The 24,131-nt window shown below is 45.3% G+C and carries 21 protein-coding genes, 1 tRNA gene and 1 pseudogene; 11 read left to right on the forward strand and 12 right to left on the reverse strand.

The features are described from left to right. Positions 1 to 3 precede the first annotated feature (3 nt). Positions 4 to 1,155, forward strand: a complete 1,152-nt coding sequence (locus tag PV783_RS00185; protein WP_420986827.1) for a C1 family peptidase — start codon at positions 4 to 6, stop codon at positions 1,153 to 1,155. Between the two features lie 52 nt (positions 1,156 to 1,207). Here the strand turns inward: PV783_RS00185 and PV783_RS00190 are convergent. Then, positions 1,208 to 1,279: transfer RNA gene (locus PV783_RS00190), tRNA-Glu, on the reverse strand. A 140-nt stretch (positions 1,280 to 1,419) separates the two neighbouring features. On the opposite strand from PV783_RS00190, the gene gap reads away from it, so the two are divergent. The 3 genes from gap to PV783_RS00205 all read left to right on the forward strand — a co-directional run bounded on the left by gap (position 1,420) and on the right by PV783_RS00205 (position 5,345). Beyond that, positions 1,420 to 2,436 (forward strand): type I glyceraldehyde-3-phosphate dehydrogenase, encoded by a 1,017-nt coding sequence (gap, locus tag PV783_RS00195; RefSeq protein ID WP_079473609.1) that lies wholly within the window; start codon positions 1,420 to 1,422, stop codon positions 2,434 to 2,436. A gap of 164 nt (positions 2,437 to 2,600) precedes the next feature. Next, the gene (locus PV783_RS00200) at positions 2,601 to 3,794 is read left to right on the forward strand and encodes a phosphoglycerate kinase (RefSeq protein WP_111579954.1); all 1,194 of its coding nucleotides are present in this window, start codon (positions 2,601 to 2,603) and stop codon (positions 3,792 to 3,794) included. 138 nt (positions 3,795 to 3,932) lie between these two features. Further along, positions 3,933 to 5,345, forward strand: a complete 1,413-nt coding sequence (locus PV783_RS00205; RefSeq protein ID WP_420986828.1) for a cation:proton antiporter — start codon at positions 3,933 to 3,935, stop codon at positions 5,343 to 5,345. Between the two features lie 78 nt (positions 5,346 to 5,423). Here the strand turns inward: PV783_RS00205 and PV783_RS00210 are convergent, their stop codons facing one another. The 9 genes and pseudogenes from PV783_RS00210 to PV783_RS00250 form a co-directional block, all read right to left on the reverse strand. Then, positions 5,424 to 6,704: a lytic transglycosylase domain-containing protein gene (locus tag PV783_RS00210; protein WP_079473606.1), complete on the reverse strand. Its 1,281-nt coding sequence runs from the start codon at positions 6,702 to 6,704 to the stop codon at positions 5,424 to 5,426. A gap of 10 nt (positions 6,705 to 6,714) precedes the next feature. Continuing rightward, positions 6,715 to 8,160 carry an Asp-tRNA(Asn)/Glu-tRNA(Gln) amidotransferase subunit GatA gene (gatA, locus tag PV783_RS00215; RefSeq protein ID WP_420986829.1) on the reverse strand — a complete coding sequence of 482 codons (1,446 nt, stop codon included), beginning with the start codon at positions 8,158 to 8,160 and terminating at the stop codon, positions 6,715 to 6,717. Between the two features lie 64 nt (positions 8,161 to 8,224). Next, positions 8,225 to 8,479 carry a Sec-independent protein translocase subunit TatA/TatB gene (locus tag PV783_RS00220; protein WP_420986830.1) on the reverse strand — a complete coding sequence of 85 codons (255 nt, stop codon included), beginning with the start codon at positions 8,477 to 8,479 and terminating at the stop codon, positions 8,225 to 8,227. Positions 8,480 to 8,669: 190 nt separating this feature from the next. Next, on the reverse strand, positions 8,670 to 9,017 hold the full coding sequence (rplS, locus tag PV783_RS00225) for a 50S ribosomal protein L19 (RefSeq protein WP_079473603.1): 348 nt from the start codon (positions 9,015 to 9,017) through the stop codon (positions 8,670 to 8,672). A 119-nt stretch (positions 9,018 to 9,136) separates the two neighbouring features. Further along, complete coding sequence (gene trmD, locus PV783_RS00230; protein ID WP_079473602.1) at positions 9,137 to 9,808, reverse strand: tRNA (guanosine(37)-N1)-methyltransferase TrmD; 672 nt, start codon at positions 9,806 to 9,808, stop codon at positions 9,137 to 9,139. 36 nt (positions 9,809 to 9,844) lie between these two features. Continuing rightward, positions 9,845 to 10,366, reverse strand: a complete 522-nt coding sequence (rimM, locus tag PV783_RS00235) for a ribosome maturation factor RimM (protein WP_079473601.1) — start codon at positions 10,364 to 10,366, stop codon at positions 9,845 to 9,847. A gap of 342 nt (positions 10,367 to 10,708) precedes the next feature. After that, positions 10,709 to 10,960: pseudogene (gene rpsP, locus PV783_RS00240) on the reverse strand (30S ribosomal protein S16); the annotation flags it as partial. 109 nt (positions 10,961 to 11,069) lie between these two features. Further along, complete coding sequence (gene ffh / locus PV783_RS00245) at positions 11,070 to 12,395, reverse strand: signal recognition particle protein (protein WP_079473599.1); 1,326 nt, start codon at positions 12,393 to 12,395, stop codon at positions 11,070 to 11,072. A 222-nt stretch (positions 12,396 to 12,617) separates the two neighbouring features. After that, positions 12,618 to 13,484, reverse strand: a complete 867-nt coding sequence (locus PV783_RS00250) for a sigma-70 family RNA polymerase sigma factor (RefSeq protein WP_079473598.1) — start codon at positions 13,482 to 13,484, stop codon at positions 12,618 to 12,620. Positions 13,485 to 13,847: 363 nt separating this feature from the next. Here PV783_RS00250 and PV783_RS00255 point away from each other — a divergent pair, with 363 nt between their 5' ends. Further along, on the forward strand, positions 13,848 to 14,228 hold the full coding sequence (locus tag PV783_RS00255) for an START-like domain-containing protein (RefSeq protein WP_079473597.1): 381 nt from the start codon (positions 13,848 to 13,850) through the stop codon (positions 14,226 to 14,228). On the opposite strand, the gene PV783_RS00260 is transcribed toward PV783_RS00255, so the two are convergent. Next, positions 14,225 to 14,839, reverse strand: coding sequence for a hypothetical protein (locus PV783_RS00260; RefSeq protein WP_363433142.1), 615 nt, complete (start codon positions 14,837 to 14,839; stop codon positions 14,225 to 14,227). The two genes, PV783_RS00255 and PV783_RS00260, sit on opposite strands and share 4 nt — an antisense overlap. 132 nt (positions 14,840 to 14,971) lie before the next feature. On the opposite strand from PV783_RS00260, the gene PV783_RS00265 reads away from it, so the two are divergent. The 3 genes from PV783_RS00265 (at position 14,972) to PV783_RS00275 (ending at position 18,806) form a co-directional block, all read left to right on the forward strand. Then, the gene (locus PV783_RS00265) at positions 14,972 to 16,417 is read left to right on the forward strand and encodes an LptF/LptG family permease (protein WP_420986831.1); all 1,446 of its coding nucleotides are present in this window, start codon (positions 14,972 to 14,974) and stop codon (positions 16,415 to 16,417) included. Positions 16,418 to 16,445: 28 nt separating this feature from the next. Continuing rightward, a complete protein-coding gene (locus tag PV783_RS00270) occupies positions 16,446 to 17,120 on the forward strand; it encodes a phosphatase PAP2 family protein (protein WP_420986832.1) in 675 nt (224 codons plus the stop codon). A 63-nt stretch (positions 17,121 to 17,183) separates the two neighbouring features. Beyond that, positions 17,184 to 18,806 (forward strand): ArnT family glycosyltransferase, encoded by a 1,623-nt coding sequence (locus PV783_RS00275; protein WP_420986833.1) that lies wholly within the window; start codon positions 17,184 to 17,186, stop codon positions 18,804 to 18,806. Positions 18,807 to 18,884: 78 nt separating this feature from the next. Here PV783_RS00275 and PV783_RS00280 read toward each other — a convergent pair whose 3' ends face one another. Beyond that, positions 18,885 to 19,613 (reverse strand): superoxide dismutase, encoded by a 729-nt coding sequence (locus PV783_RS00280; protein ID WP_079473592.1) that lies wholly within the window; start codon positions 19,611 to 19,613, stop codon positions 18,885 to 18,887. Between the two features lie 447 nt (positions 19,614 to 20,060). Here PV783_RS00280 and PV783_RS00285 point away from each other — a divergent pair, with 447 nt between their 5' ends. The 3 genes from PV783_RS00285 to PV783_RS00295 all read left to right on the forward strand — a co-directional run bounded on the left by PV783_RS00285 (position 20,061) and on the right by PV783_RS00295 (position 24,115). Next, a complete protein-coding gene (locus PV783_RS00285) occupies positions 20,061 to 21,158 on the forward strand; it encodes an Rv1355c family protein (protein ID WP_079473591.1) in 1,098 nt (365 codons plus the stop codon). Between the two features lie 86 nt (positions 21,159 to 21,244). Further along, complete coding sequence (locus tag PV783_RS00290) at positions 21,245 to 21,895, forward strand: hypothetical protein (protein WP_227024684.1); 651 nt, start codon at positions 21,245 to 21,247, stop codon at positions 21,893 to 21,895. Between the two features lie 69 nt (positions 21,896 to 21,964). Beyond that, entirely contained in the window at positions 21,965 to 24,115 is a 2,151-nt protein-coding gene (locus PV783_RS00295; protein WP_420986834.1) for a sensor histidine kinase, read from the forward strand. Positions 24,116 to 24,131: the final 16 nt, after the last annotated feature.

The following is a 24,131-nucleotide window of genomic DNA, read 5'->3' on the forward strand; positions in this document are numbered from 1 at the left end:
ATTATGAAAAAAGATCTGCTATTTGCCCTGTCATTTATACTTTTGCTGGTCCCTATCCAGGCATGTAACCACAAGCCTCAAAAGGCTGCTGTATCGCAGCCACGGAAAAGCAGCTACATTTTCTCTCCGGTAACAGTAATTCCTGCATTACCGGTTATCAGCCAGAACAGCTCAGGTACCTGCTGGAGTTTTGCCACCACCTCTTTCCTGGAATCAGAGATCATCCGGTTGAAGGGAGAAAAGATTGATCTTTCGGAAATGTATTTTGTAAGATGCGCCTATTTACTGAAGGCCCGGAATTATATCCTGCGGCAAGGCACTGCGCGCTTTACTGAAGGTGGCCTTAATCATGATCCCCTCATCAGCTCAACTGAATTCGGGTTATTGCCGCAAACAGAATATACCGGGCTGATAAACGGAAATAAGGAACACAATCATTTGAAAATGTTCAAAGAGTTAGAAAGCAACGTAAAAAAATATGCAGACCCTGCCAATAAGCTGGGTGCCGGATGGAAAAAGGAGGTGCCTTCCAAACTGGATAGTTTTTTAGGGAAGGTACCGGATGAATTTATATATGAAGGAAAGACATATACTCCTGTGAGCTTCCTTGCCTACACGCAGTTAAATCCCGATGATTACCTGACCATTACTTCTTTCACCCATGTTCCTTTTTATAAACCGTTCGTATTGAGTATACCGGCAAACTGGGCTAATGAACGGTTTTATAACCTTCCCCTTGATGAATTTATGGAAAACATAGACCATGCAATCGACGCCGGGTTCTCCCTGGCCCTTGACCTGGATGGCACTGAACCTACATTTACCGCCGGATTGGCTGTATTGCCCGAAAAACAGGAAGATAACGAGCTTATACTTACTGAAGCCAGGCCGGAGAAAAAAGTTTCCCAGGAAATGCGCCAATCTTCCTTTGAGGATTTCAGCACCACAGACGATCACCTCGTACATATTACCGGCAAGCTGAAAGACCAGTACGGCAACATCTATTATAAAGCAAAAAATTCATGGGGGCCCGAAGCGGGAAACCAGGGGTTCATCTACCTGAGCGTTCCTTATATGAGAATGAAAGCGATCTCGGTGCTGCTGCATAAACACGGGTTGACGGATTCAACGGGGAGTAAGCTTTTCAGGGAGTGAGAAAGATTAAAAATAAAAAAGGGTTCTTCAAAACAGAAGAACCCTTTTTTTGTACCACGTACGGGAATCGAACCCGTGACTCCTCCGTGAAAGGGAGGCGTCTTAACCCCTTGACCAACGCGGCGCATCATTTTCGGATTGCAAATGTAGGATGTTATTTTAAATTTCCAAAAAATATTTTCATAACCTAAAATTATATTGATTAATAAGGGTATTGATTGTAAATTCGCTCTCGATTTTTTCATACTCAAATCACGATGTAAAATGGGAACTACTCTCAAAATTGGTATTAATGGTTTCGGTCGTATCGGCCGTTTGGTATACCGCCAGATTTACAAAATGCCCGGCATTGATGTGGTAGCTATCAATGACCTCACCAGCCCCAACGTGCTGGCGCATTTGCTGAAATACGATTCAGCACAGGGTAGATTCGATGCAGACGTTAAGCATTCTGAAAGCGCAATCAATGTGAACGGTGAAGATGTGAAGATATATGCACAGAGAGATCCGTCTCAAATTCCCTGGAAAGAACATGACATCGATGTAGTGATCGAATGTACCGGTTTCTTTGCTGACAGGGATAAAGCTGCCGCTCACATTACTGCCGGCGCTAAACGTGTAGTTATTTCTGCTCCTGCTACAGGTGATCTGAAAACGATCGTTTTCAACGTAAACCACGAAATCCTGGACGGCAGCGAAACAGTTATTTCCTGCGCATCCTGCACCACCAACTGTCTCGCTCCTATGGCGAAAGTTCTGCAGGACACTTACGGTATTGCTACCGGTTTAATGACCACTGTTCACGCTTACACCAACGACCAGAACACCCTGGATGCTCCACATCCAAAAGGTGACCTGCGCCGTGCACGTGCTGCTGCTGCTAACATCGTACCTAACAGTACCGGTGCTGCAAAAGCTATCGGCCTGGTATTACCGGAACTGAAAGGCAAACTGGACGGTAGCGCACAGCGTGTTCCTACCATCACTGGTTCTTTAACTGAGCTGACTACCATCCTCAATAAAAAAGTAACTGTTGACGAAGTAAACGCCGCTATGAAAGCTGCTTCCAACGAATCTTTCGGTTATACTGAAGATGAAATTGTAAGCTCTGACATCATTGGCATTAACTTCGGTTCCCTGTTTGATGCCACACAAACTAAAGTACTCACTGTTGGCGAACACCAGATGGTTAAAACTGTTTCCTGGTACGATAACGAAATGAGCTATGTATCTCAGCTGGTTCGTACTGTAAAGTACTTCGCCGGTCTGATCAGTAAATAATAAATCATGACAGGTACTCCCGGTGCAAACCGGGAGTCTTTAAATTCCGCGGAACTACACCATAGCAGCAACTGGCCAGATTCATCTGGTTATATACCCGCTTTGCGCTGTTAGTACCGCGGTTTTTTAATTTACCCCTTCTCGTTATCTTAAATTGATACATTATGAGCAAATTTTCTGACTATAACTTCAATGGCCGCAAAGCCTTGATCCGCGTGGATTTCAACGTACCCTTGAATGATAAGTTCGAGATCACGGATGACACCCGTATGCGTGCAGCAGTTCCTACCATCCAGAAAATCCTGAAAGATGGCGGCGCCGTTATCCTGATGTCTCACCTGGGTCGCCCGAAAGATGGTCCTACCGATAAATACTCCTTAAAACACCTGGTATATCACCTCATTTCCTTACTGGGCGGCGTAACCGTGAAATTCGCGGAAGACTGCACAGGTCCTGTGGCTGAAAAAGCTGCTGCAGATCTGCAGATGGGCGAAGTACTGCTGCTGGAAAACCTGCGTTTCCACAAGGCAGAAGAAAAAGGCGATGCCGCATTTGCTGAGCAGCTGTCGAAACTGGGCGATGTTTATGTAAATGATGCATTTGGTACCGCTCACCGTGCCCACGCTTCCACCGCGGTGATTGCACAATACTTCGCACCTGAAAACCGCATGTTCGGCTTACTGATGGAAGCAGAAGTAAACAGCGCACAAAAAGTACTCAACGACGCAGCATCTCCCTTTACAGCAATACTGGGCGGCGCTAAAGTAAGCGATAAGATCCTGATCATCGAAACCCTGATGGACCGTGCCAACAACCTGATCATTGGTGGTGGTATGGCCTACACTTTCCTGAAAGCCCAGGGCAAGGAAATTGGCAGCTCCCTCTGCGAAAATGATAAACTGGACCTGGCAAATGAACTGGTAGCCAAAGCAAAGGCAAAAGGCGTACAACTGTTACTGCCGGTTGATTCCATTGCAGCAGATAAATTTGCAGCAGATGCAAATACACAGGAAGTTTCCAACGACAACATCCCTGCCGGATGGATGGGCCTCGACATAGGACCTAAGTCTGTAGCCCTTTTCAGCGAAACTATTGCTGCCTCCAACACCATTTTATGGAACGGGCCAATGGGCGTATTTGAAATGGCGGCTTTCCAGGCTGGTACCAAAGGCGTGGCAGAAGCTATTGTAACCGCTACTGCCAAAGGAGCTTTCTCCCTGGTAGGCGGCGGCGACTCAGTAGCAGCCGTAAACCAGTTCGGTATTGCAGATAAAGTAAGCTATGTTTCTACCGGTGGTGGCGCACTGCTGGAGTTCTTTGAAGGAAAGGAACTGCCAGGTATTGCCGCTATCAGCTAAGCAACCGGCTAATATATTCCATAAAAAAGCTATTACAGCGATAACCGTATGCAAAGATTTAATCTACCGCAACGGGCCATCTCTGTAATAGCTTTTTGCTTTTTTATATCTTGCGGTTAACCATTAATATTTCCTGTCATGAATAAACGCTTTCTTTGGTACCCGGTGATTATTGGCATTTTTGCGGCGCTGATCTGGGTGATCCTTCAGAAGGGCCAATCTTTACCGGTGAGTCCGCACACTGTTATTCCTCCTGCTCCGGCAGCGGCGGCTACGGCTTCCGGCAGCTGGTGGCGCTACCTGGAAAATCTGAAACATCCGCTGGGGTTATTACTGTTGCAGATCATCCTGATCATGCTGGCAGCGCGGGTATTCGGGATCATCGCCAATAAACTGAAGCAGCCTGCGGTAGTGGGTGAGATTATTGCCGGTGTATTGCTGGGTCCTTCCCTGCTGGGTTGGGTGGCTCCGTCGTTTTCCGGTTTTTTATTTCCTGCAGATTCCCTGAAAAACCTCCAGTTCCTAAGCCAGATAGGGCTTGCCTTCTTTATGTTTATTGTAGGGATGGAGCTGGACATCAGTAAAATCAGGAATAAAGCGCACGATGCGGTGATGATCAGTCATGCCAGTATTATTATTCCTTTCTTCCTCGGCGTTTGGCTGGCATATTTCCTCTTTACGCAGTTTGCTCCTGCCAATGTCAGTTTTTTATCTTTCGCGCTGTTTATGGGCATCGCCATGAGCATTACCGCTTTCCCGGTGCTGGCCCGTATTGTACAGGAACGGAAATTAACCAATACACCGTTGGGGATTATGGCGATTACCTGTGCCGCAGCAGATGATGTTACAGCCTGGTGTATCCTGGCGGTAGTAGTGGCGATTGTGAACGCCGGCGGAATTGTGAGTGCGCTGGTGACCATTCTGCTGGCGATTGTATTTGTGGTGGTGATGTTGCTGGTGGTGCGGCCCTGGCTGAACAGAACCATGCAGGCGCAGATGGCGAAAGGCCATCAGAAAGCAGCGGTATCCCTGATATTTTTCATGCTGCTGATATCTGCATGGATAGCGGAAGTGATCGGGATTCATGCCTTGTTTGGCGCGTTCCTGGCGGGTGTGATCATGCCTCATGAAACCAATATCAAACAGTTGCTGACAGATAAACTGGAAGATGTGAGCGTACTATTATTGCTTCCTATCTTCTTTGTATATACCGGGTTAAGAACGCATATCGGTTTATTGAACCAGGGCAATCTGTGGATAGTATTCGGAATGATCATGCTGGTGGCCGTAGCGGGAAAATTTGGCGGCAGCACTGTTACCGCGCGCTTAATGGGGCAAAGCTGGCGGCAGTCAGTTTCCATTGGCGCATTAATGAATACCCGCGGATTAATGGAGCTGGTGGTATTGAATATCGGGTTTGACCTGGGTATCCTGTCGCCGGAGATATTTGCCATGATGGTACTGATGGCGCTGGCCACCACCTTTATGACCGGCCCGTTGCTGGACCTGGTAGCTTTCAGTGAAAAACGCAAAGGTCTGCTTACCACCTGATACCGAGCCATTATAAATAAAAAGAGACCGCTGATGATCAGCGGTCTCTTTTTTTATTTCGTATACCCTTGCGGGTGATTATTTCTTTGTGGTAGTTTTCTTTTTAGCAGTTGTCTTCTTTTTAGCGGTATAATGATGCTTTTTGGAAGAATAATGTTTTTTGCTGCTGGTAGTGGTGGTTGCTTTTTTAGCAGATGTATTCTTTTCTGCCATTCTCACCGGTGGCGGGAATTTGGATTTATCTACTCCTACTGCTTTATCGTCCAGGGTCATCTGAACAGATTCTTTCAGCATTTCATTTTTTTCTGCCATGAACAGCTTCATCTTTTCTTTCGGGATGCGCAGGTCATAGTTATTTTCGGCGCTGGCCATTGCTTTGGAGAAGCCTGGGTTGAAGCGGTCTAATTCAGCCAGGTTCATATCCAGTTTCTTTGCAATTGCTTCCAGGCGGTATTTGCCGGTTACATTAATTTCAACAGTGCTGAAAATTTCATCTTCTGTTAAAGGGCCTCTTGCAACGGGAGCAGACAGGTTATCTGCAACAGGTACATTCACGGTGATGGTGTTATCTTCACTTACACCGAAGAAGTTATTGAACTTATCGAGGATATAACCGGTAGCAATGAATTTGTAAACATGGTTGCGTGATTCTGCCGGCAGGAAATATTGCATGCCCCAGAAATCGGTACGTCCACTGGCTTTGATAGCGCGTTGAACGCCACCTGCGCCACAGTTATAAGCAGCAACTACCAGTAACCAATCGTCGAACTGTGCATACAGCTGATTGAGGAACTGGGCGGCGGCCAGGGTAGATTTATAGAAATCTTTTCTTTCGTCTATTTTCTTACCTACACTTAAACCAAAGATGCGGGCGGTTCCGGCCATAAACTGCCAGGCGCCTACTGCTCCTACTCTTGAGCGGGCATTGGTGTTAAAGCTGGATTCAATTACTGCGAGGTATTTCATTTCCTCGGGGATACCATTATCGCGGAACACCTTTTCAATCATATTGAAATAGGGTTGTCCTTTATCGATCATGATTTGCAGATGCTGACTATACCGGGTGGCATAGTTACTCACGTAACCGGCAACCAGGTTATTGTTGATCTGTTCATACACTTTCGCACTGCGGATGGTGTTAGGCAGGCTCTGAGCGGCTTTCTTCACTGCCACGGACGTTGGCGATGGCAATAAAGCGGTATCCTTTGGTAAACGTACCTTGTGATTCAGCTTTACTACAGAAGTATCAGGTGAAAATACCGGATACGCCATCTCTTTAGGATTGCTATTGCCCCCCATTGCACTCACACTCATTAAACTTGTTGCTGGCAACAGCAGTAGTAAAAAGATTTTTCTCATACAATTTATTTTAAACAACAGTAACCTGTTCCTTAGCCATCAATTGATGCGCTATATGTAACAAGTTTGCTTCGCTAAACTTCTTTGTGATGATCTGTACACCGTATGGCATCCCGTTTGAATGCCGGTACAAAGGAACGGATATAGCCGGAACCCCTGCCAGATTTGCCAGTACCGTATAAATATCAGCCAGGTACATAGCTATAGGGTCATCAGTTTTCTCCCCTAATTTAAATGCTGTGGATGGCACAGTTGGCATTAAAATGGCGTCGTATTCTTCTAATATATCGTTGAGTTTTTCTGTTACAAGACGCCTAACCTGTTGTGCCTTAGTATAATATGCGTCATAATAGCCTGCACTCAGCACAAAAGTCCCCAGTAATATACGACGTTTTACCTCTTTCCCAAACCCTTCGGATCTACTTTTTTTGTAAAATTCTGTCAGGTCCAGGTTTTTTTCAGCGGTTCTGTGTCCATATTTTACCCCATCAAACCGGGATAAGTTGGAGGAAGCTTCTGCTGTAGTGAGTACATAATATGCCGGAACTACATGGTCGAGGTATTCAAAACTCTTTCCTGATACCGTATGACCTAAAGACTGCAAACTTTCAAAGAAATCAATATAGCCGTTTTTCATTTCTGCGTCCAGTCCATCGTGGTACTGTGCATCCCTTAAATACGCAAATTTGAATGTTTTATTGTTTTCCAGCTGTGCTTTATAATCCGGTACTTCTTTTTGGGAAGCAGTACTATCAAACTCATCCGGACCGGCAATCACCTGTAGAACAGCTGCCACATCGGCAATATCCTTGCCAAAAATGCCTATCTGATCAAATGAAGAGGCGTAAGCGATGAGTCCGTAGCGCGAAATACGGCCATAAGTGGGTTTCAGGCCAATTATACCGCAAAAGTCCGCCGGCTGGCGAACAGAGCCACCGGTATCGCTACCGAGGCTCACCTGGCAAAGATCTGCCTGTACTGCAACGGCAGAGCCCCCGGAGGAGCCACCTGGTACGCGGGTATTATCCAAAGCGTTCAGGGTGGGGCCATAGGCGGAGTTTTCATTGGTAGATCCCATTGCAAATTCGTCGCAGTTGAGGTTACCGATGATAATAGCATCTGCTGCCAGCAATCTTTCGATGGCGGTAGCAGAGAACAGGGAAGTAAACCCTTCCAGTATATGGGAAGCGGCACTTACATTATGGCCTTTATAGCAGATCACATCTTTAATACCTACCACCACACCTGCGAGTGCGCCCAGCTTTTCCCCGTTTTTGAGGCGGGTATCGAGCTCGCGTGCTTTCTCCAGGACTTCCTCTTCGTATACTTCCAGGAAGGCATTCAAGTGTTTTAACTGAGCTATACGGTCGAGGTAATAACGCACCCTCTCCGTACAGCTTGTGCTGCCGGCGTATAATGCTTTATGGAAAGTGATTATACTGCTGAATTCAGACAAGACTAAACCAGTTAAAATTAAATTAACAGAAAATACTCCTTTAGGGGGAGTTGGCTACAATTTATTATGCTTTTGGCAGAGGAGCATCTTCAGTGCTGGTATGTGGTGCATCTGTAGTGGCCGGTGCTGCAGCCTGAACGGGCTTTTCCCTCATTCCTTCCTCTATTTCCTGGCGCACATTGTTCTTTGCGTCATTAAACTCACGGATACCTTTACCGAGGCCACGCATTAATTCGGGAATTTTTTTACCTCCGAAGAGCAGCAATACTACCACAGCAATCAACAGCAGCTCGGACATACCAATATCCTGAAGGATCAAAAATGATGAATTTAAAAAAACAGCAGTCATCTTCTCAAATGTTTATAAGTTCAGTCAACAAAGATAGCAGATATAATCGGCTTTTTCACCGTTATGAGCTACCCTGCTCCAGTTTTAATACCATTTTAAGCACACGAAAAAAGCGGCACCGGTAATGGTCCCGCTTTTAACAAATTTCCCTGTATTTATACTAAACCCTTTTTTCTTTGATACGGGCTTTCTTACCAGCACGTTCGCGCAGATAGTAAAGCTTAGCTCTTCTTACTTTACCTACCTTGTTCAACACGATACCATCGATATGAGGAGAGTAAAGCGGAAACAGTCTTTCCACACCAATGCCATCAGAAATTTTTCTAACAGTGAAAGACATTGTTGATCCCGTACCCTGGATTTTCAACACATCACCTTTAAAGGACTGAATCCTTTCTTTATTACCTTCCACGATTTTATAGTTGACAGTGACGTTGTCGCCTGCTTTAAACTTCGGGTACTGTTTGTTAGCTGTCAGTTGTTCGTGAACAAACGAAATTGCGTTCATCTTTCAAATATTTATGGGAGTGCAAAAGTAAGTCAAGAAATAGCATTTACCAAATTAAAAATCAAGAAATTATCCCTTTCAAATGGCAAAGTGCTCTATATGACCTATGTATCATTAAGTTATAACAGGTCGGGCCTGCGTTGTTTTGTTCTTTCTACCGATTCCTGGTGTCTCCACTCATCGATTTTCTTGTGATCTCCGCTCAGGAGGATCTCCGGTACTTTCCAGCCACGGAACTCTTCCGGGCGGGTGTACACCGGCGGCGCCAGCAGATTGTCCTGGAAGGAGTCTGTAAGGGCGCTGGTTTCATTATTCAGCACGCCGGGCAGGAGGCGTCCGATGGCATCCACCAATACGGCGGCGCCCAGTTCTCCCCCGCTCAGCACGTAATCGCCGATGGAAATCTCTTTGGTAATGAAGTGATCCCGGATGCGCTGATCGATGCCTTTATAGTGCCCGCAAAGCATGAGCAGGTTGCCTTTGAGCGACAGCTGGTTAGCCATTTTCTGGTTCAGTGTTTCGCCATCAGGGGTGAGGTAAATCACCTCGTCGTACTGCACTTTTGCCTGGAGCGACTCAATAGCATTTACAATAGGCTCCAGCATCATCACCATTCCTGCGCCACCGCCAAACTGGTAGTCGTCTACCTGGCTGTGCTTCAGGTTGGAATACTGCCTGAGCGGATGTACATGTATTTCCAGCAACCCCTTGGCCTGTGCCCTCTTCATGATAGAGTGGGACAGCGGGCTTTCGAGCAATTCCGGTAATACGGTGATTATATCTATTCGCATGATTGTGTGCCCTTTATAACGGTTGTATCCGGCAAATCAACCGGTGTATAATTCAATCAAACCATCCGGCAGGTTGAGGTGTACCGTCTGGTTCTTCTTGTCTACTTTCACCAGCGATTGCTCATTGACCGGCAGCAGGGCTTCTTTGCCTTTGATGAATACTTTTACGAGCACCTGCATAGGCATTTCAATGACTTCCTCAATAGTGCCCAGGGGGCCGTATTGCTGGTCTTCCACGGCAAATCCCAGCAAAGCGAGGGGCGCAGAGGAAGCAGTTTGTTGTTTGAAATCCTCCTCCTGCAGGTATACCTGTGCCGGCATCAGTTTGTGTGCGGCTTCCTTGGTATCTATTCCTTCCAGCTTGATGTATACGCTTTCGGTGTCCTTTACGGTTACCTGTTGTATAAAGTAGGGAATAAAGCTGTTTTTGCGCTCTTCCAGGAATATAACGGTTACCCCTTTCAGCGCGGATCTTTTGCCCAGGCTGTGCCTTAAAACCAGGTCGCCCTGCAAACCATGCGCTGAAGCAAGTTTACCTATACTGAAATAATTACTCATAATTTTTGCTGTCGGACTTTAGCGGATCAGGTAACTGATTGCTGGTGAGGCTATTAACAAAAATTAAAAAAGGAAACATTTGCGGTTGCAAATATTTCCTTTTTCAGGTATTGTTAAAACGTTGCCGTTTTATGCTTCGTTACCTTCTTCTGCTGCTGGTGTTTCAGTCGCAGGAGCGGCCGGAGTGTCTTCTACCTTTCTTACGATTGGAGCAGCAATCCTTGCTTTCTTGTGACCGTCACGGCGGGCAGAAACTTTTTGTTCGTGTTCAGCTTGCCATTGTGCGAACTTCTGGTAAGCAGTAGGCTCGTCGAACAGGTTCAAAGTAACACCCCTTAACAGGTGTTTCAAATACAATACACCTTTGAATGACAAGATTCTTCTAACAGTATCGGTAGGTTGTGCACCTTTCTGCAACCAACGCAATGCCTTTTCGGTATCGATGTTGATGGAAGCCGGAACTGTTAAAGGATTGTAAGTACCAATTTTCTGGATGAATTTACCATCTCTTGGTGCGCGGGCGTCGGCTACTACGATAAAATAGAAAGGCCTTTTTTTCGCGCCATGTCTCTGCAGTCTGATTTTTACTGGCATAAATAAGTCGAGTTATTTTTTGCGAGTTAGGAAATATTGTTTAATTAGGGATGCAAATGTAATCAGTAAGTTGGTATTTGCAAAAAATATTTATATCAATCTGATCCGTTTATCTCACCATTCCTTTCAAACCCTTACCACCACCGCCAAATTTATTCATCATTTTCATCATCTGGCGCATCTGCTCGAACTGTTTCATGAATTGGTTGACGTCCTGGATGTTTTTTCCGGCGCCTTTTGCGATGCGTTTGCGGCGGCTTCCGTCGATCATATCCGGGTCGGCACGTTCTGCCTTCGTCATGGAGTTGATCATGGCCTCAATGCCCTTAAAAGCGTCATCGCTGATATCCAGGTCCTTTACTGCCTTCCCAACGCCGGGGATCATGCCCATCAGATCTTTCAGGTTACCCATTTTTTTAATCTGCTGGAGCTGTTCCTTGAAGTCGTCGAAATCGAACTGGTTCTGGCGGATCTTTTTCTCGAGTTTCTTGGCCTGTTCTTCGTTGAACTGTTCCTGGGCGCGTTCCACGAGGGTGGTGATATCACCCATTCCGAGAATACGCTGTGCCATACGTTCGGGGTAGAAAACGTCGAGGGTATCGAGTTTTTCCCCCATACTTACGAACTTGATGGGCTTTTCCACCGTGTATTTGATGGTAAGCGCCGCACCACCGCGGGTATCGCCATCCAGTTTGGTGAGCACCACGCCGGTAAAGTCGAGGCGTTCGTTAAACGCTTTGGCGGTGTTCACCGCATCCTGACCGGTCATGGAATCCACCACGAACAATATTTCCTGTGGTTTCACCGCAGCTTTTACGGCGGCCACTTCGTTCATCATCGCCTCGTCTACGGCCAAACGGCCGGCAGTATCGATGATAATAACGTTGAAGTTATTGGCTTTTGCGTGTTTGATGGCGTTTTCAGCGATCTGAACGGCATTTTTATTTTCCGGTTCGCTGTAAACTTCCACGCCTATTTGTTCCCCCAGTACTTTCAGCTGGTCTATCGCCGCGGGGCGGTAGATATCGGCAGCAACCAGTAAGGGTTTCTTATTTTTCTTTGTTTTGAGGAAGTTACCCAGTTTACCGGAGAAGGTGGTTTTACCCGAACCCTGCAAACCTGCGATCAATACTACAGTAGGATTGGATTTGAGATCGAATTCGGCTTCGGTACCGCCCATGAGTTCGGCCAGTTCATCCTTTACGATCTTCACCATGAGCTGACCGGGGGAAATAGATGTTAACACCTTTTCTCCCAATGCTTTATCCTTTACTTTATCTGTAAATTCCTTGGCAATTTTATAGTTCACATCCGCATCCACCAATGCACGACGGATCTCTTTAACGGTAGAGGCGATATTTATTTCTGAAATCCGGCCTTCCCCTTTAAGCTGTTTAAACGCGGAATCGAGTCTCTCTGATAATGATTCAAACATTGTTGGTATTTTAAACGGACTGCAAAAGTATATTTTTTTGGGGATTTTGTCTTACTCAGGATTAAACTGATTATGCTGATTATGTTGATTTGATCTTTTTTGATTAAAAAAAGATTAGCGAAGACCATTGCGGATATTACCGCAGTAGTCTTCGCTAATCTTTAAAAATCTTTACAAATCAACTAAAAACATCAGGATAATCCTGAGTACGACAACATCCGCTTATCCCAGGTAATTGCGCAGCAACTTGCTCCTGGAAGTGGTTCTTAATTTGGTAATGGCTTTGTCTTTGATCTGGCGAACGCGTTCGCGGGTCAGGCCAAATTTTTCGCCGATATCTTCGAGTGACATGGGGTGTTCAACGGCGATGCCGAAGTACAGCATGATCACATCTTTCTGACGATCTGTTAAAGTAGAGAGTGAGCGCTCAATTTCGCGGCGGAGGGAATCGTGATGATCCAGTTCCTCGTCTGCGCTAACGGCATTCGGGTTTTCGAGTACATCCAGCAGGGAGTTATCTTCCCCGTCGATAAAAGGCGCGTCCATTGATACGTGACGGGCAGCAACACCGAGGGTTGCTTCCACTTCTTCCGTATTGATTTCCAGGATGGTAGCCAGTTCATCGGGAGATGGTTCTCTTTCATATTCCTGTTCCAGCTGGGAGTATGCCTTGCTGATCTTGTTGCTCAGGCCCACTTTGTTAAGCGGAAGGCGAACAATCCTGGATTGTTCTGCCAGTGCCTGCAGGATAGACTGACGGATCCACCAAACGGCGTAGGAAATGAATTTAAAACCGCGCGTTTCATCAAAACGTTGAGCAGCTTTAATTAACCCGAGGTTCCCCTCGTTGATCAGGTCACTGAGTGACAGGCCCTGGTTCTGGTACTGTTTCGCAACGGATACCACAAAGCGGAGGTTTGCTTTTGTAAGCTTCTCCAACGCTCTCTGATCGCCCTGCTTGATCCGGATAGCCAGGTTTACCTCTTCTTCCGGCGTAATTAAATCCACTTTCCCAATCTCCTGCAGATACTTCTCCAGGGATTGTGATTCCCTGTTGGTAATGGATTTAGTGATTTTAAGTTGGCGCATTGACATAGAGTCGGAACAGTTACAGGTTAATAAAAAGTTAAGATTTGATGAATGCCTGACAAAAATAACTTTTTTTAGATAGCCACCAAAAAAAATCTATTGTTTTTAAATCATTTCCAAATAAAATCGATTGATCATTAAGGGCTTGCAATTGTCGCGGAAATTCGCCACTATAGAGGCGAAGCAGTCAGCGCTATCACATGTCTGTATTTTATATTTATTATAAATGTAATATATATAGTTTTATTAAGGCGTGTAAAGTTTTTATGTATTCTATAAAAAAAAACCGTAAATTATTTTGACAGAGTAAAATATTTTCTATAATTGCAACTGGATGATATTGATTTACTAATTATTTGAGAGATGTCTAAGAAAGTGCTTTATGAGTTAGAATTTCCGGTAAGGTGCTCACCCGGTATCCTGTATGAATTCTTATCGACCCCTGCTGGTTTACAGGAGTGGTTTGCCGATAGGGTTGATTTCAGGGATAATGTTTTTTCCTTTTCATGGAACGGTACGGCTGAAGAAGCGGAAGTACTGGAACAGGAGGAAGATGAGTACATCCGGCTGCACTGGACGCATGCTCCCAAAGAAGAATATTTTGAGTTCCGCATACAAATTTCTGAAGTAACGAATGAAACTATCCTGGTAGTAAAAGATTTCGCAGAGAAGAAAGAAGTGAAGGACCAAAGTCAGCTATGGGAATACCAGGTGAAAGATCTCTTCCACCGCATCGGCAGTTAAGCCCCTTTATTTTCAAGTATATTGAGTAGCGCAGCATAGGCCTCCACTACATCAGTAATTATTTTGCCCCAATGACCGATCACGAAAGGTTTAGCCACTTTGATAAAATCGTTCCGGCTAATCAGCGTCTTCCACTCATCTAAACTTAAGGTGTTTATGAAACAATAATTTCCGTTTTCGAAATCATGCTCCCAGGGATCTTCCTGAACATACACCTGAAATCCGGCCTCCGCCAGTTTTGTGTAACTGCTTTCAAGAACAGCACTGTAATAGCGCTTTACGTTACCCGCCAGGTGCAGGGTAGCGCTAAAATAATGCCCCCACCAGAACATGGTGCGGAACGCAAATACTTCCGTTTTACTGAAATAACGCGGGTAGTCCAGCATTACCCAGGGCAACCCTTTGTACTGTTCCCCCTTTGAAATTTTACCTCCCTGCAGCAGCCACTCCGGCTTAAAGGGAAAATTACTGTTACGGTCGTACGCCGCCAGCGCTTCCTGCAGCTTTCCCATCAGCACCATCACCTTCTCTATTGCACTGTTTTTCAGGAGAATAAAATGAGTACTTTCTACAACAGCTGCTTCTTCCGGCGTTAGTTCAAAACTTTCCATATAAATTTTAACGGTATTTTCAGGTTCTCCTTAACACTCCTTTGTGAATTCGTGCTAACTTTACCGTTTAGGAGTATCCTGACCAGTAGAATACGAAGATCGGGATTCCATCTTTTTAATACCGCATTATCAGTGAAAAAACTCGACAAACTAATTATAAAAACCTTCCTGGGTCCCTTTGTAGCTACCTTCTTTGTTACCTTATTTGTACTGGTAATGCAGTTCCTCTGGAAGTATGTGGACGACCTGGTGGGTAAAGGTCTGGATACAGGTGTGATCATACAGCTCATTGCCTATACCAGCGCCACACTGGTAACCCTGGCCCTCCCCCTTGCGGTGTTGCTGTCTTCCATTATGACCTTTGGGAACCTGGGAGAAAGCTTTGAACTGGTGGCGTTAAAATCTTCAGGCATTTCCCTGTTGCGTTTTATCCGCCCGCTGCTGCTGGTGTGTTCCGTGATCGCGTTCCTCGCCTTTTTGTTTGCCAACTATGTGATCCCGGTGGCCAACCTTCAGGCCAAATCACTGCTCTATGATATTACCAACTCCAAACCGGCCTTTAATATCAAGGCAGGCGTATTCTATAAAGATATTCCCGGCTATACCATTAAAGTAGCCCAAAAGGATAAAGACAACCAGACCATTCACCAGGTAATGATCTTCGATCACCAGAGCGGTGGCGGCGACCGGATCATCCTGGCCGAAAAGGGACAGATGGTACTTACCGCCAACAAACGTTTCCTGTATTTTATCCTCGACAACGGGTGGCGTTATGAAGAGCGGAACAACCGTGGATATACTGTTCCCGGCGACATGATCAGGCTGGGTTTTAAAAAATACAGCAAGGCATTTGACCTCAGCTCATTTGCGTTTAACCGTCTGAACATGGATCTTTTTGCCTCCAACCAGCAAATGCTGAACGTAAGACAGCTGGACGTGGCAATAGATTCCCTGCAGAAAATAGAGAACCAGTACAGCAAAACAGTAAATTCGTACGTTACTGTACGTTATCCTTTCTTCAAATGGAAGGATTCTGCCTGGGCGGCCAGCGCCCCACCGCTGAAAGCAAAGGAATTTGAAGATATTGTACCGGAGAAGAGCCTCCGTACTGTGCTGGAAAGGGCAGAGCAGAATGTTCGTGAAACACAAAGCGCCCTTGAACAACCTACCCAGGAGTTTGAAGATAAGCATGGCGTAATCCTGATGCACAAAGTTGAATGGCAACGTAAATTCACGCTGGCTGCTGCCTGTATCGTGATGTTCCTGATAGGCGCCCCCCTGGGTTCTATTATCAGGAAGGGAGGGTTGGGTACACCGCTGGTGTTTGCCGTGATCTTTTTTGTGATTTTTAACGTATTTTTCATGATAGGCGAAAAGATGGCCAGAAATGGCGTAATGTTCACCTGGTCGGGCATGTGGTTATCGAATATGGTGTTACTCCCCATTGCAGGTTTCCTTATTGTTAAGGCTATGAATGATTCACAGCTTTTTAATAAAGAGTATTATTTTCGCGTTATTCAACAATTAAAAAAGTTCTTACAGAGATTTAGAAAGAAAGAAGTTCTTAAAGAGATTTAAAACAACCTACAATTTAAAACCTACAGACTTGAAAACGCTGTTTACACTGTTCAGAAAGAACTCCTGGTTCTTCCTGCCCTTCTTGCTATGGCTAATAGTGGGAGGGGTAATGTTAGCCACTTACAGTCAACGGGACCTGTTTCTCAGTATTAACAGAGAACATTCCGACTGGGGCGATGTTATTGTAACCGGGCTTACCTACCTCGGTGATGGAATTATGTTTGGAATAGTGCTGTTCCTGATGCTGGTAACACAGCGGTTCAGGCTATTCTTTATCGGGCTGGCAGTGCTGCTATTAGTCACCATTGTAGTACAGGTGGCTAAACACTATTATAATGCACCGCGCCCCATCTCCTATTTCGGAGATGAAACCGCCACACTGGTGCATACTGTAAGATGGGTAAATGTGCACAGCAGTTGCAGTTTCCCATCCGGTCATTCCGCAGCTGCCTTTGCCATGTTCAGCTTCCTGGCTGTGATTGTGCGCAATAAAAAGCTGGGATTGCTGTTATTAATGATGGCGCTTTGCGCCGGTTATTCCCGCATTTACCTGGCACAACATTTCTTTGTGGATGTATATGTGGGTAGTATTGTGGGTACCTTAAGTACTGTTATCGTGTATGGACTTTTTAAGTTCCGGGATACCACGTCGTCGCCGGAAGTATGTGCAGAGGCGCTTTTACAGGCCAATGCCACCACATAGGAATGCATAATTACGAACGGTCAGTCAGTGACCGTTCGTAATCCAATTTTTTAAATACTTTCAATGAAATACCTATTGATTGCCCTGGTGGCCGCTTTACTATTTATACCTTTTCTGGGGGCCGTACATTTATTTGACTGGGATGAAATCAACTTTGCAGAAGCAGCCCGGGAAATGATAGTAAGCCACAACTACAGCCAGGTGCAGATCGATTTCCGTCCTTTCTGGGAAAAACCACCCTTATTTATATGGATGCAGGCAGGCAGTATGCACCTTTTTGGCGTAAATGATTTTGCTGCCCGTTTCCCCAATGCCATCATCGGTATTGCTACACTGATCAGTTTATTTGCCATCGGTAAAAAAACAGTAGATGAAAGATTCGGTTTCTGGTGGGCATTGGTATATGCAGGCTCCTGGTTACCGCATTTCTATTTTAAATCAGGTATTATAGATCCTACGTTTAATTTCTTCATCTTCCTTTCTATCTACTTTGCCTATCGCATTGGCTATAACAGCAAACCTTTCCGCATGGCCATTCTCAGCGGTTTATTCCTGGGGCTGGCAGTATTAACCAAAGGACCGGTAGCCATACTGGTGGCTTTGCTGTGCCTGTTGATATACTGGATCTGGAATAAAGGAAAGATCAGTATCCGTTTTTCCCATATCGGCTTAATTGCCCTGTTTGCCTGTGTTACCACGCTGCTGTGGTTTGGATATGAAATTGTTGCACATGGCTGGTGGTTTGTCAATGAATTTGTGGCTTACCAGATCCGGCTGCTTACTACAGAAGATGCAGGTCATGGTGGTCCTTTCTTTTACCACTGGATTGTATTGCTGATAGGCTGTTTTCCGGCCAGCACCTTTCTTTTTACCTATTTGCAGAGCAGAAAAAAAACGATCTACTCTACTCCTGCCGCCATTGAGCTAAAGGATTTCAAGGTATGGATGTGGGTATTATTCTGGGTGGTGCTGATTCTCTTCTCTATTGTAAAAACAAAGATTGTACATTATTCTTCGCTGTGTTATTTCCCGCTGTCTTTTCTTGCAGCCTGGCAGGTGTACCTCCTCTCTGAAGGGAAGCAGCGGCTACGGGGCTGGAATATTGCCCTCATACTTTTTATAGGTATTGTGCTGGGACTGGCGATTGCGGTATTACCACTGGTAGGTGTTTATAAAGACATGCTGATTCCTTACATCGGTGATAAATTTGCCGTTGCCAACCTGCAGGCAGATGTACCCTGGTCGATAGCGGAAGCCGGGTATGGTGCAGGCTATATAATACTGGTAATTGTGAGCAGTGTATTACTGATACGCCGCAAAATCAGCAAAGGGTTGTTGTGTTTGTTTATCAGCTCCATCCTGGTGATACAGGTAACAGTAGTACACTTTGTACCCAAGATAGAAGCTTATTCACAGCGTGCTGCAATAGATTACTTCATTTCCCTGCAGGGTAAAGACGTATATGTGAAGGCGTTAGCCTACCATAGTTATGCACAGCATTATTATTCCAGGGAGTTGCCGCATTCCAATAAAAACTATTACAATGAAGACTGGCTGCTGAATGGCCGGATAGATAAACCCGCCTATTTCATTTGCCGTATTACGGACAGTGAACCTTACCGGCATCATCCTAACCTGGAGGTGATTGGTGAGAAGAACGGGTTTGTGTTCCTGAAACGGAAGTAGTCGTAAATTATATTTTATAAAGAAGAAAGCCCTTCCTAACCGGAAGGGCTTTCTTCTTTATAAAATATATCCGTTAAGTTATACGGCTGCCTTATATCTTTTCTCTACTTCATCCCAGTTTACAGCGTTCCAGAAAGCATCGATATATTCCGGGCGTTTGTTCTGATGTTTCAGATAGTAGGCATGTTCCCATACGTCGAGTGCCAGGATGGGTGTGCCTTTATCTTTCACGATATTATGCATCAGCGGATTGTCCTGGTTAGGGGTATTGATGATGGCCAGTTTTTTCTCCGGGGTAACGATGAGCCATGCCCAACCGGAACCGAAAACAGTTTTTGCAGCATCATTGAATTTTGTCTGGAATGTTTCCCAGCTGCCGAAAGCACTGGTGATGGCTGATTTCAGCTTATCAGAAGGTGTTTTCTTTGTGGGAGATAATAACGTCCAGAAGAGGGAGTGATTATAATGTCCGCCGCCATTATTGCGAACGGCTTTATCTTTATCCGTTACTTTGTTCAGGATTTCTTCCAGCGACAGTGTTGCAAAGGCTGTACCGGCGAGGTTATCGTTCAGATTTTTCACATAGGCAGCATGGTGCTTATCGTGGTGAATTTCCATAGTGAGCTTGTCGATATGAGGCTCCAGGGCATCATATGCATAAGGCAACGCAGGTAGAACAAAGGGTGCTTTAGGATCGGCAAAGGCCGGCTGTCCGGATACAGAAGAAGTGGCCAGGCTGCTCAATGGCCCGCTCAGGATGGCGGCGCCGGCAAGACTGGTAAGCTTGAGAAATTCTCTCTTATCCATGTTTTATTATTTAAATATATTATTGAGTAATAAAGATCGAGTCAGGCGGGGAAAGCCGCAAATATTAAACCAAATCTCTTTGGTGGGGAGAGATGAAAAGTAATATTAAAACTAAGGTAAAAGTATAAAAATGAGGATTTAATATCAAAATAAAGGGAAACTTTTACTTTGTTTTCATATTAAATTACTATTTTACCATACATTCATATCATGATTGCAATGATGAATTGTAGTTAATTGTATGATTGCCAGATATATTTATCCCGGGCCTGGCAGGCAAACAAAGAAACCTGTTCATTAACCCGCCAATACGCCAACGTAATAACCGATCATATATAATTAATATTTTAAGCGAATACTAAAGAGCAACAGGAATTGCTTTACACACGATAATATAGCGTAATCCAGTGCAAGCAATCCTGGCCCAACCTCGATAAAGCAGGAAACATGATACAAGAGTACCTCAGGAAACAACAGGTTGAAAACAATGACTATAAGCCTGTTTTTTATGATTTGAAGAAGGCACAAGACCTTCAGTCCTTCGAAACCCTTCTGAAAACCCGTCCGCACCTACGAATAAACGACCATATCGACTCTCAGTTAAAGGAGCTGATGAAAATCAGGAATCCTACTAAACGCTTGACTGCCGCGGAGTACGAGGAAAAAGTACAGGCACATCTTGCTGGAGTTTCCCCGGAAAAATATGGGGTATGGGTATATTATCCCTGGAGTGATCACGTAGTGCACCTGGTAAATGAAGCGGAGTTTATTGAGTTACGTACCAGCAGGAACCAGCATAAAATTACGGCGGAAGAAATTGCGGTATTATCCAAAAAGAAAATCGGCATTGTGGGCCTGTCGGTTGGTCAATCCATCGCATTAACCCTGGTGATGGAGCGAATCTGTGGCGAATTACGGCTGGCGGACTTCGACCGGCTGGAGCTGACCAACATGAACCGGATCCGTTGCGGGGTACATAATATCCAGTTGCCGAAAGTGGTAATAGCGGCCCGTGAAATTGCGGAGCTGGACCCTTTCATCAAAGTGAGCATTTACCAGGACGGCATGACTGAAGCCAACATGGACGACTTCTTTACCAACGGCGGTGTGCTGGACATTTTCGTGGAAGAGTGTGATGGTGTGGATATTAAGATATTAAGCAGAATAAAGGCAAAGGCACTGAAGATACCGGTTGTTATGGAAATGAACGACAGGGGTATGATAGATATTGAACGGTTTGATCTTGAACCGGACAGGCCCCTTATGCACGGCCTGATACCGGAGGTGGATATTGACACCTTAAAGGGTTTGACGGATGCGGAGAAACTCCCTATTTTCAGCCCCATGCTGGCGCTGGACAAGGCATCCTCCAGGATGAAATTTTCCCTGGGTGAGATTGGTAAAACTATTACCACCTGGCCCCAGCTGGCCTCTTCAGTTGTACTGGGAGGCGCACTGGTAGCCGACACATGCCGTCGCATTGCCCTGGATCAGTTAAAGAGTTCAGGCAGGTATTACATAGATTTCGAGCAGTTGATTGTTTAACATACTTATGCCTTGTATAAGCGCTATTCCGCAATGTCATGATTAATGTAAGGGTATTTAGGGCTCCGGATGATCCTGAGGCTTGCATGAGATTTTATACCGGTCACCTCAAGTTGCTGGAAATCTATTTCGGTATTGCCCAGGTAACATCCGGCAGTGCTGACTGGATGCAACATGAAAATACAATAGTGATCATAGTGGAGGACGATACTCGTACCAAAACATATGGTGGGGCACGCGTGCAGATTGCTGACGGCGTGTTGCCACTGCCCATTGAAACGGCGATAGGCAAATACGATCCAAAAATATATTCATACGTAAAAAAAGGCAGTGCTGAGATCTGTGGAATGTGGAATTCCAAAGAAGTGGCCGGAATGGGAATCGGCAGCCAGGTACTGGCAAGAGTGGGTGTTGTATTGGGTGCACAGCTACCAATAGACACCTATCATGTATTGTGCGCTCCTATCACTACCCGGGTAGGAAAACGCGTAGGTTTTGTAATAGATGAATCACTGGGAAACAATGGTACGTTCTTTTACCCGAAAGACGACTTCCTGGCTACCGCTATGGTGATCAACGATTGCTACGACCTGCCACATGCCGATCCAAAGGAGAAATTACTGATTTCAGACCTGCGTGAAAATCCAATGCAGTCTAAAATAGAAGTGGGTCCAAAGGGTTCCTACGAGGTAAACTATAGCCTCCGGATCCCTACACACGCACATTTTACCCCATAAACAATTAATCGGGGCCGGTATTTCTGAAAAAACATATAAATTCAAGCCTGATACTTAATCTATTTCGTGATGCTGTCCAAGATTGTTGGTTTATGGTCAATCTTTACCCTGTTAGTCCTGTTTCATGTAACGGCACAACCTGTTGTGTTCAAAAACAGTAAATCGCTGCTGCAGATAGGTGGATATCTTGAGCTGTATACCGACAAGGCAGACACCCTCACTATCGCCTCCGCTCCCATGCAGGCATTTAAAGTTTCCGGGCAGGAGGTACCCAATCTGCAGATCACACCCTATACGCAATGGGCCAGGTTTTCCATCAACAACCAGTCGAAAGCCGAGAAGTTATTGCTGGAAGTAGAATACCCTATTATTGACGATATCACGCTATACGAACTGTTGCCGGACGGCACTATCAGGCAAACACGCCTGGGGGAGTTTACCGCTTACAAAAACCGGGGATATGATCATCAGAACTATCATTTCCCAATACGGCTGCTGCCCAATGAAACGCGGCAGTTCTATCTGAAAGTAAAGGCAGGAGAACAGTTGCAGCTACCTATTTACCTGGGCACCCCGGAAAGTATCTTTGAAAAGAACAACAAACGCGAGCTGATTTTTGGTATATACGTGGGCGTTATCCTGGCGATGGCCTTTTATAATCTCTTCATTTATATATCCACCCGCGACAACAGTTACCTCATTTACGTGAGTTATATTATTTGCGTGGGTCTTACACAGGTAACGCTGCAGGGGTATTCCTTCCGTTTCCTGTATCCCAACAGTCCGTGGCTGGCCATGCATGCCACGGTACTGGTGCCGGTATTCAATGGTCTTACGGCGCTGGTGTTTATTCAGCAGTTCCTGTCTACCAAAGTTAATTACCCGCTGGGGCATAAGCTGATGAATGCAGTGATTGTACTGTACCTGCTTTGCTTTATACCTACTTTCCTGGACATGTATAATTACGCGCAGATACTGGTGCAGCTGGATGCTTTCCTGGCAGCGGTAATGGCCTTTGTTGTTGCCTACCGTATCAGCCTGAAGGGTGTAAATGCGGCGCGTTTCTTCCTGATAGCCTGGTCGATATTCCTGATCAGTATTTTCGTTTTCGTATTGCGCAATTTCAATGTCCTGCCATATAACAACTTCACCTATTATGCGCTGCAGATCGGTTCCGGTGTGGAAGTACTGTTGCTGTCGTTTGCACTGGCGCATAAGATCAATGTGTTTAAGGCGGAGAAAGAAGCATCACAGCAAATGGCACTGGCTATTTCTCAGGAAAATGAAAGACTGGTAAGGGAACAAAACATCATACTGGAAAGTAAAGTAAAAGACAGAACTGAAGACCTGCAGGCTACCAACCTGGAACTGAACAATGCGTTAACAAACCTGAAAGATGCCCAAACCCGGCTGGTGGAAAAGGAGAAGATGGCATCGCTTGGTCAGCTTACGGCTGGTATTGCCCATGAAATCAATAACCCGATCAACTTTGTTACTTCCAATATCAAACCGCTGAAACTGGATATTGCTGATCTGAGAGAGCTGTTAAACCGCTATGATGAATTACCTGTGAGTACCGATATCTCAAAATCGCTGGCTGATATTGCCCTGTTCAAGAAAGAAATTGATATTGATTATATCCACGAAGAAATTTCTTCGCTTATCAAAGGCATAGAAGATGGTGCAGCGCGCACCGCGGAAATTGTGAAGGGGTTACGCACTTTCAGCCGACTGGATGAAAGCGAGGTAAAATCCATCGACATCCATGAAGGACTGGATTCTACACTGGTATTGCTTCGCAATGCCATACCCCCTTATGTGAACATTATAAAGGATTATGCGGGCTTGCCGAAGATAGAATGTTACGCCGGTAAAATAAACCAGGTGTTCATGAACATTTTCAGCAATGCGCTGAACGCTATCAAAAGCAAGAAGGAACATCACAATGAATTCATCTCCATCACTACCAGGCAGGAGAACAGTTTCATTGTTATTACCATCAAAGATACCGGTATTGGTATGTCGGAAGCCGTGCGGGAAAGGATTTTTGATCCTTTTTTCACCACCAAAGATGTAGGGGAAGGTACCGGGCTGGGATTATCTATCGTATTCAGTATCATTGAGAAGCATAAAGGGAAGATAGTTGTGAATTCGGCGCCCGGTGAAGGAGCGGAATTTATTATATATTTACCTCTCAGTATCGCAAATCATTTATCGTAATTAACCATAAGGGTCT

Source organism: Chitinophaga sp. CC14 (genome assembly GCF_048957795.1).
Taxonomy (GTDB): Bacteria; Bacteroidota; Bacteroidia; order Chitinophagales; family Chitinophagaceae; genus Chitinophaga; species Chitinophaga ginsengisegetis.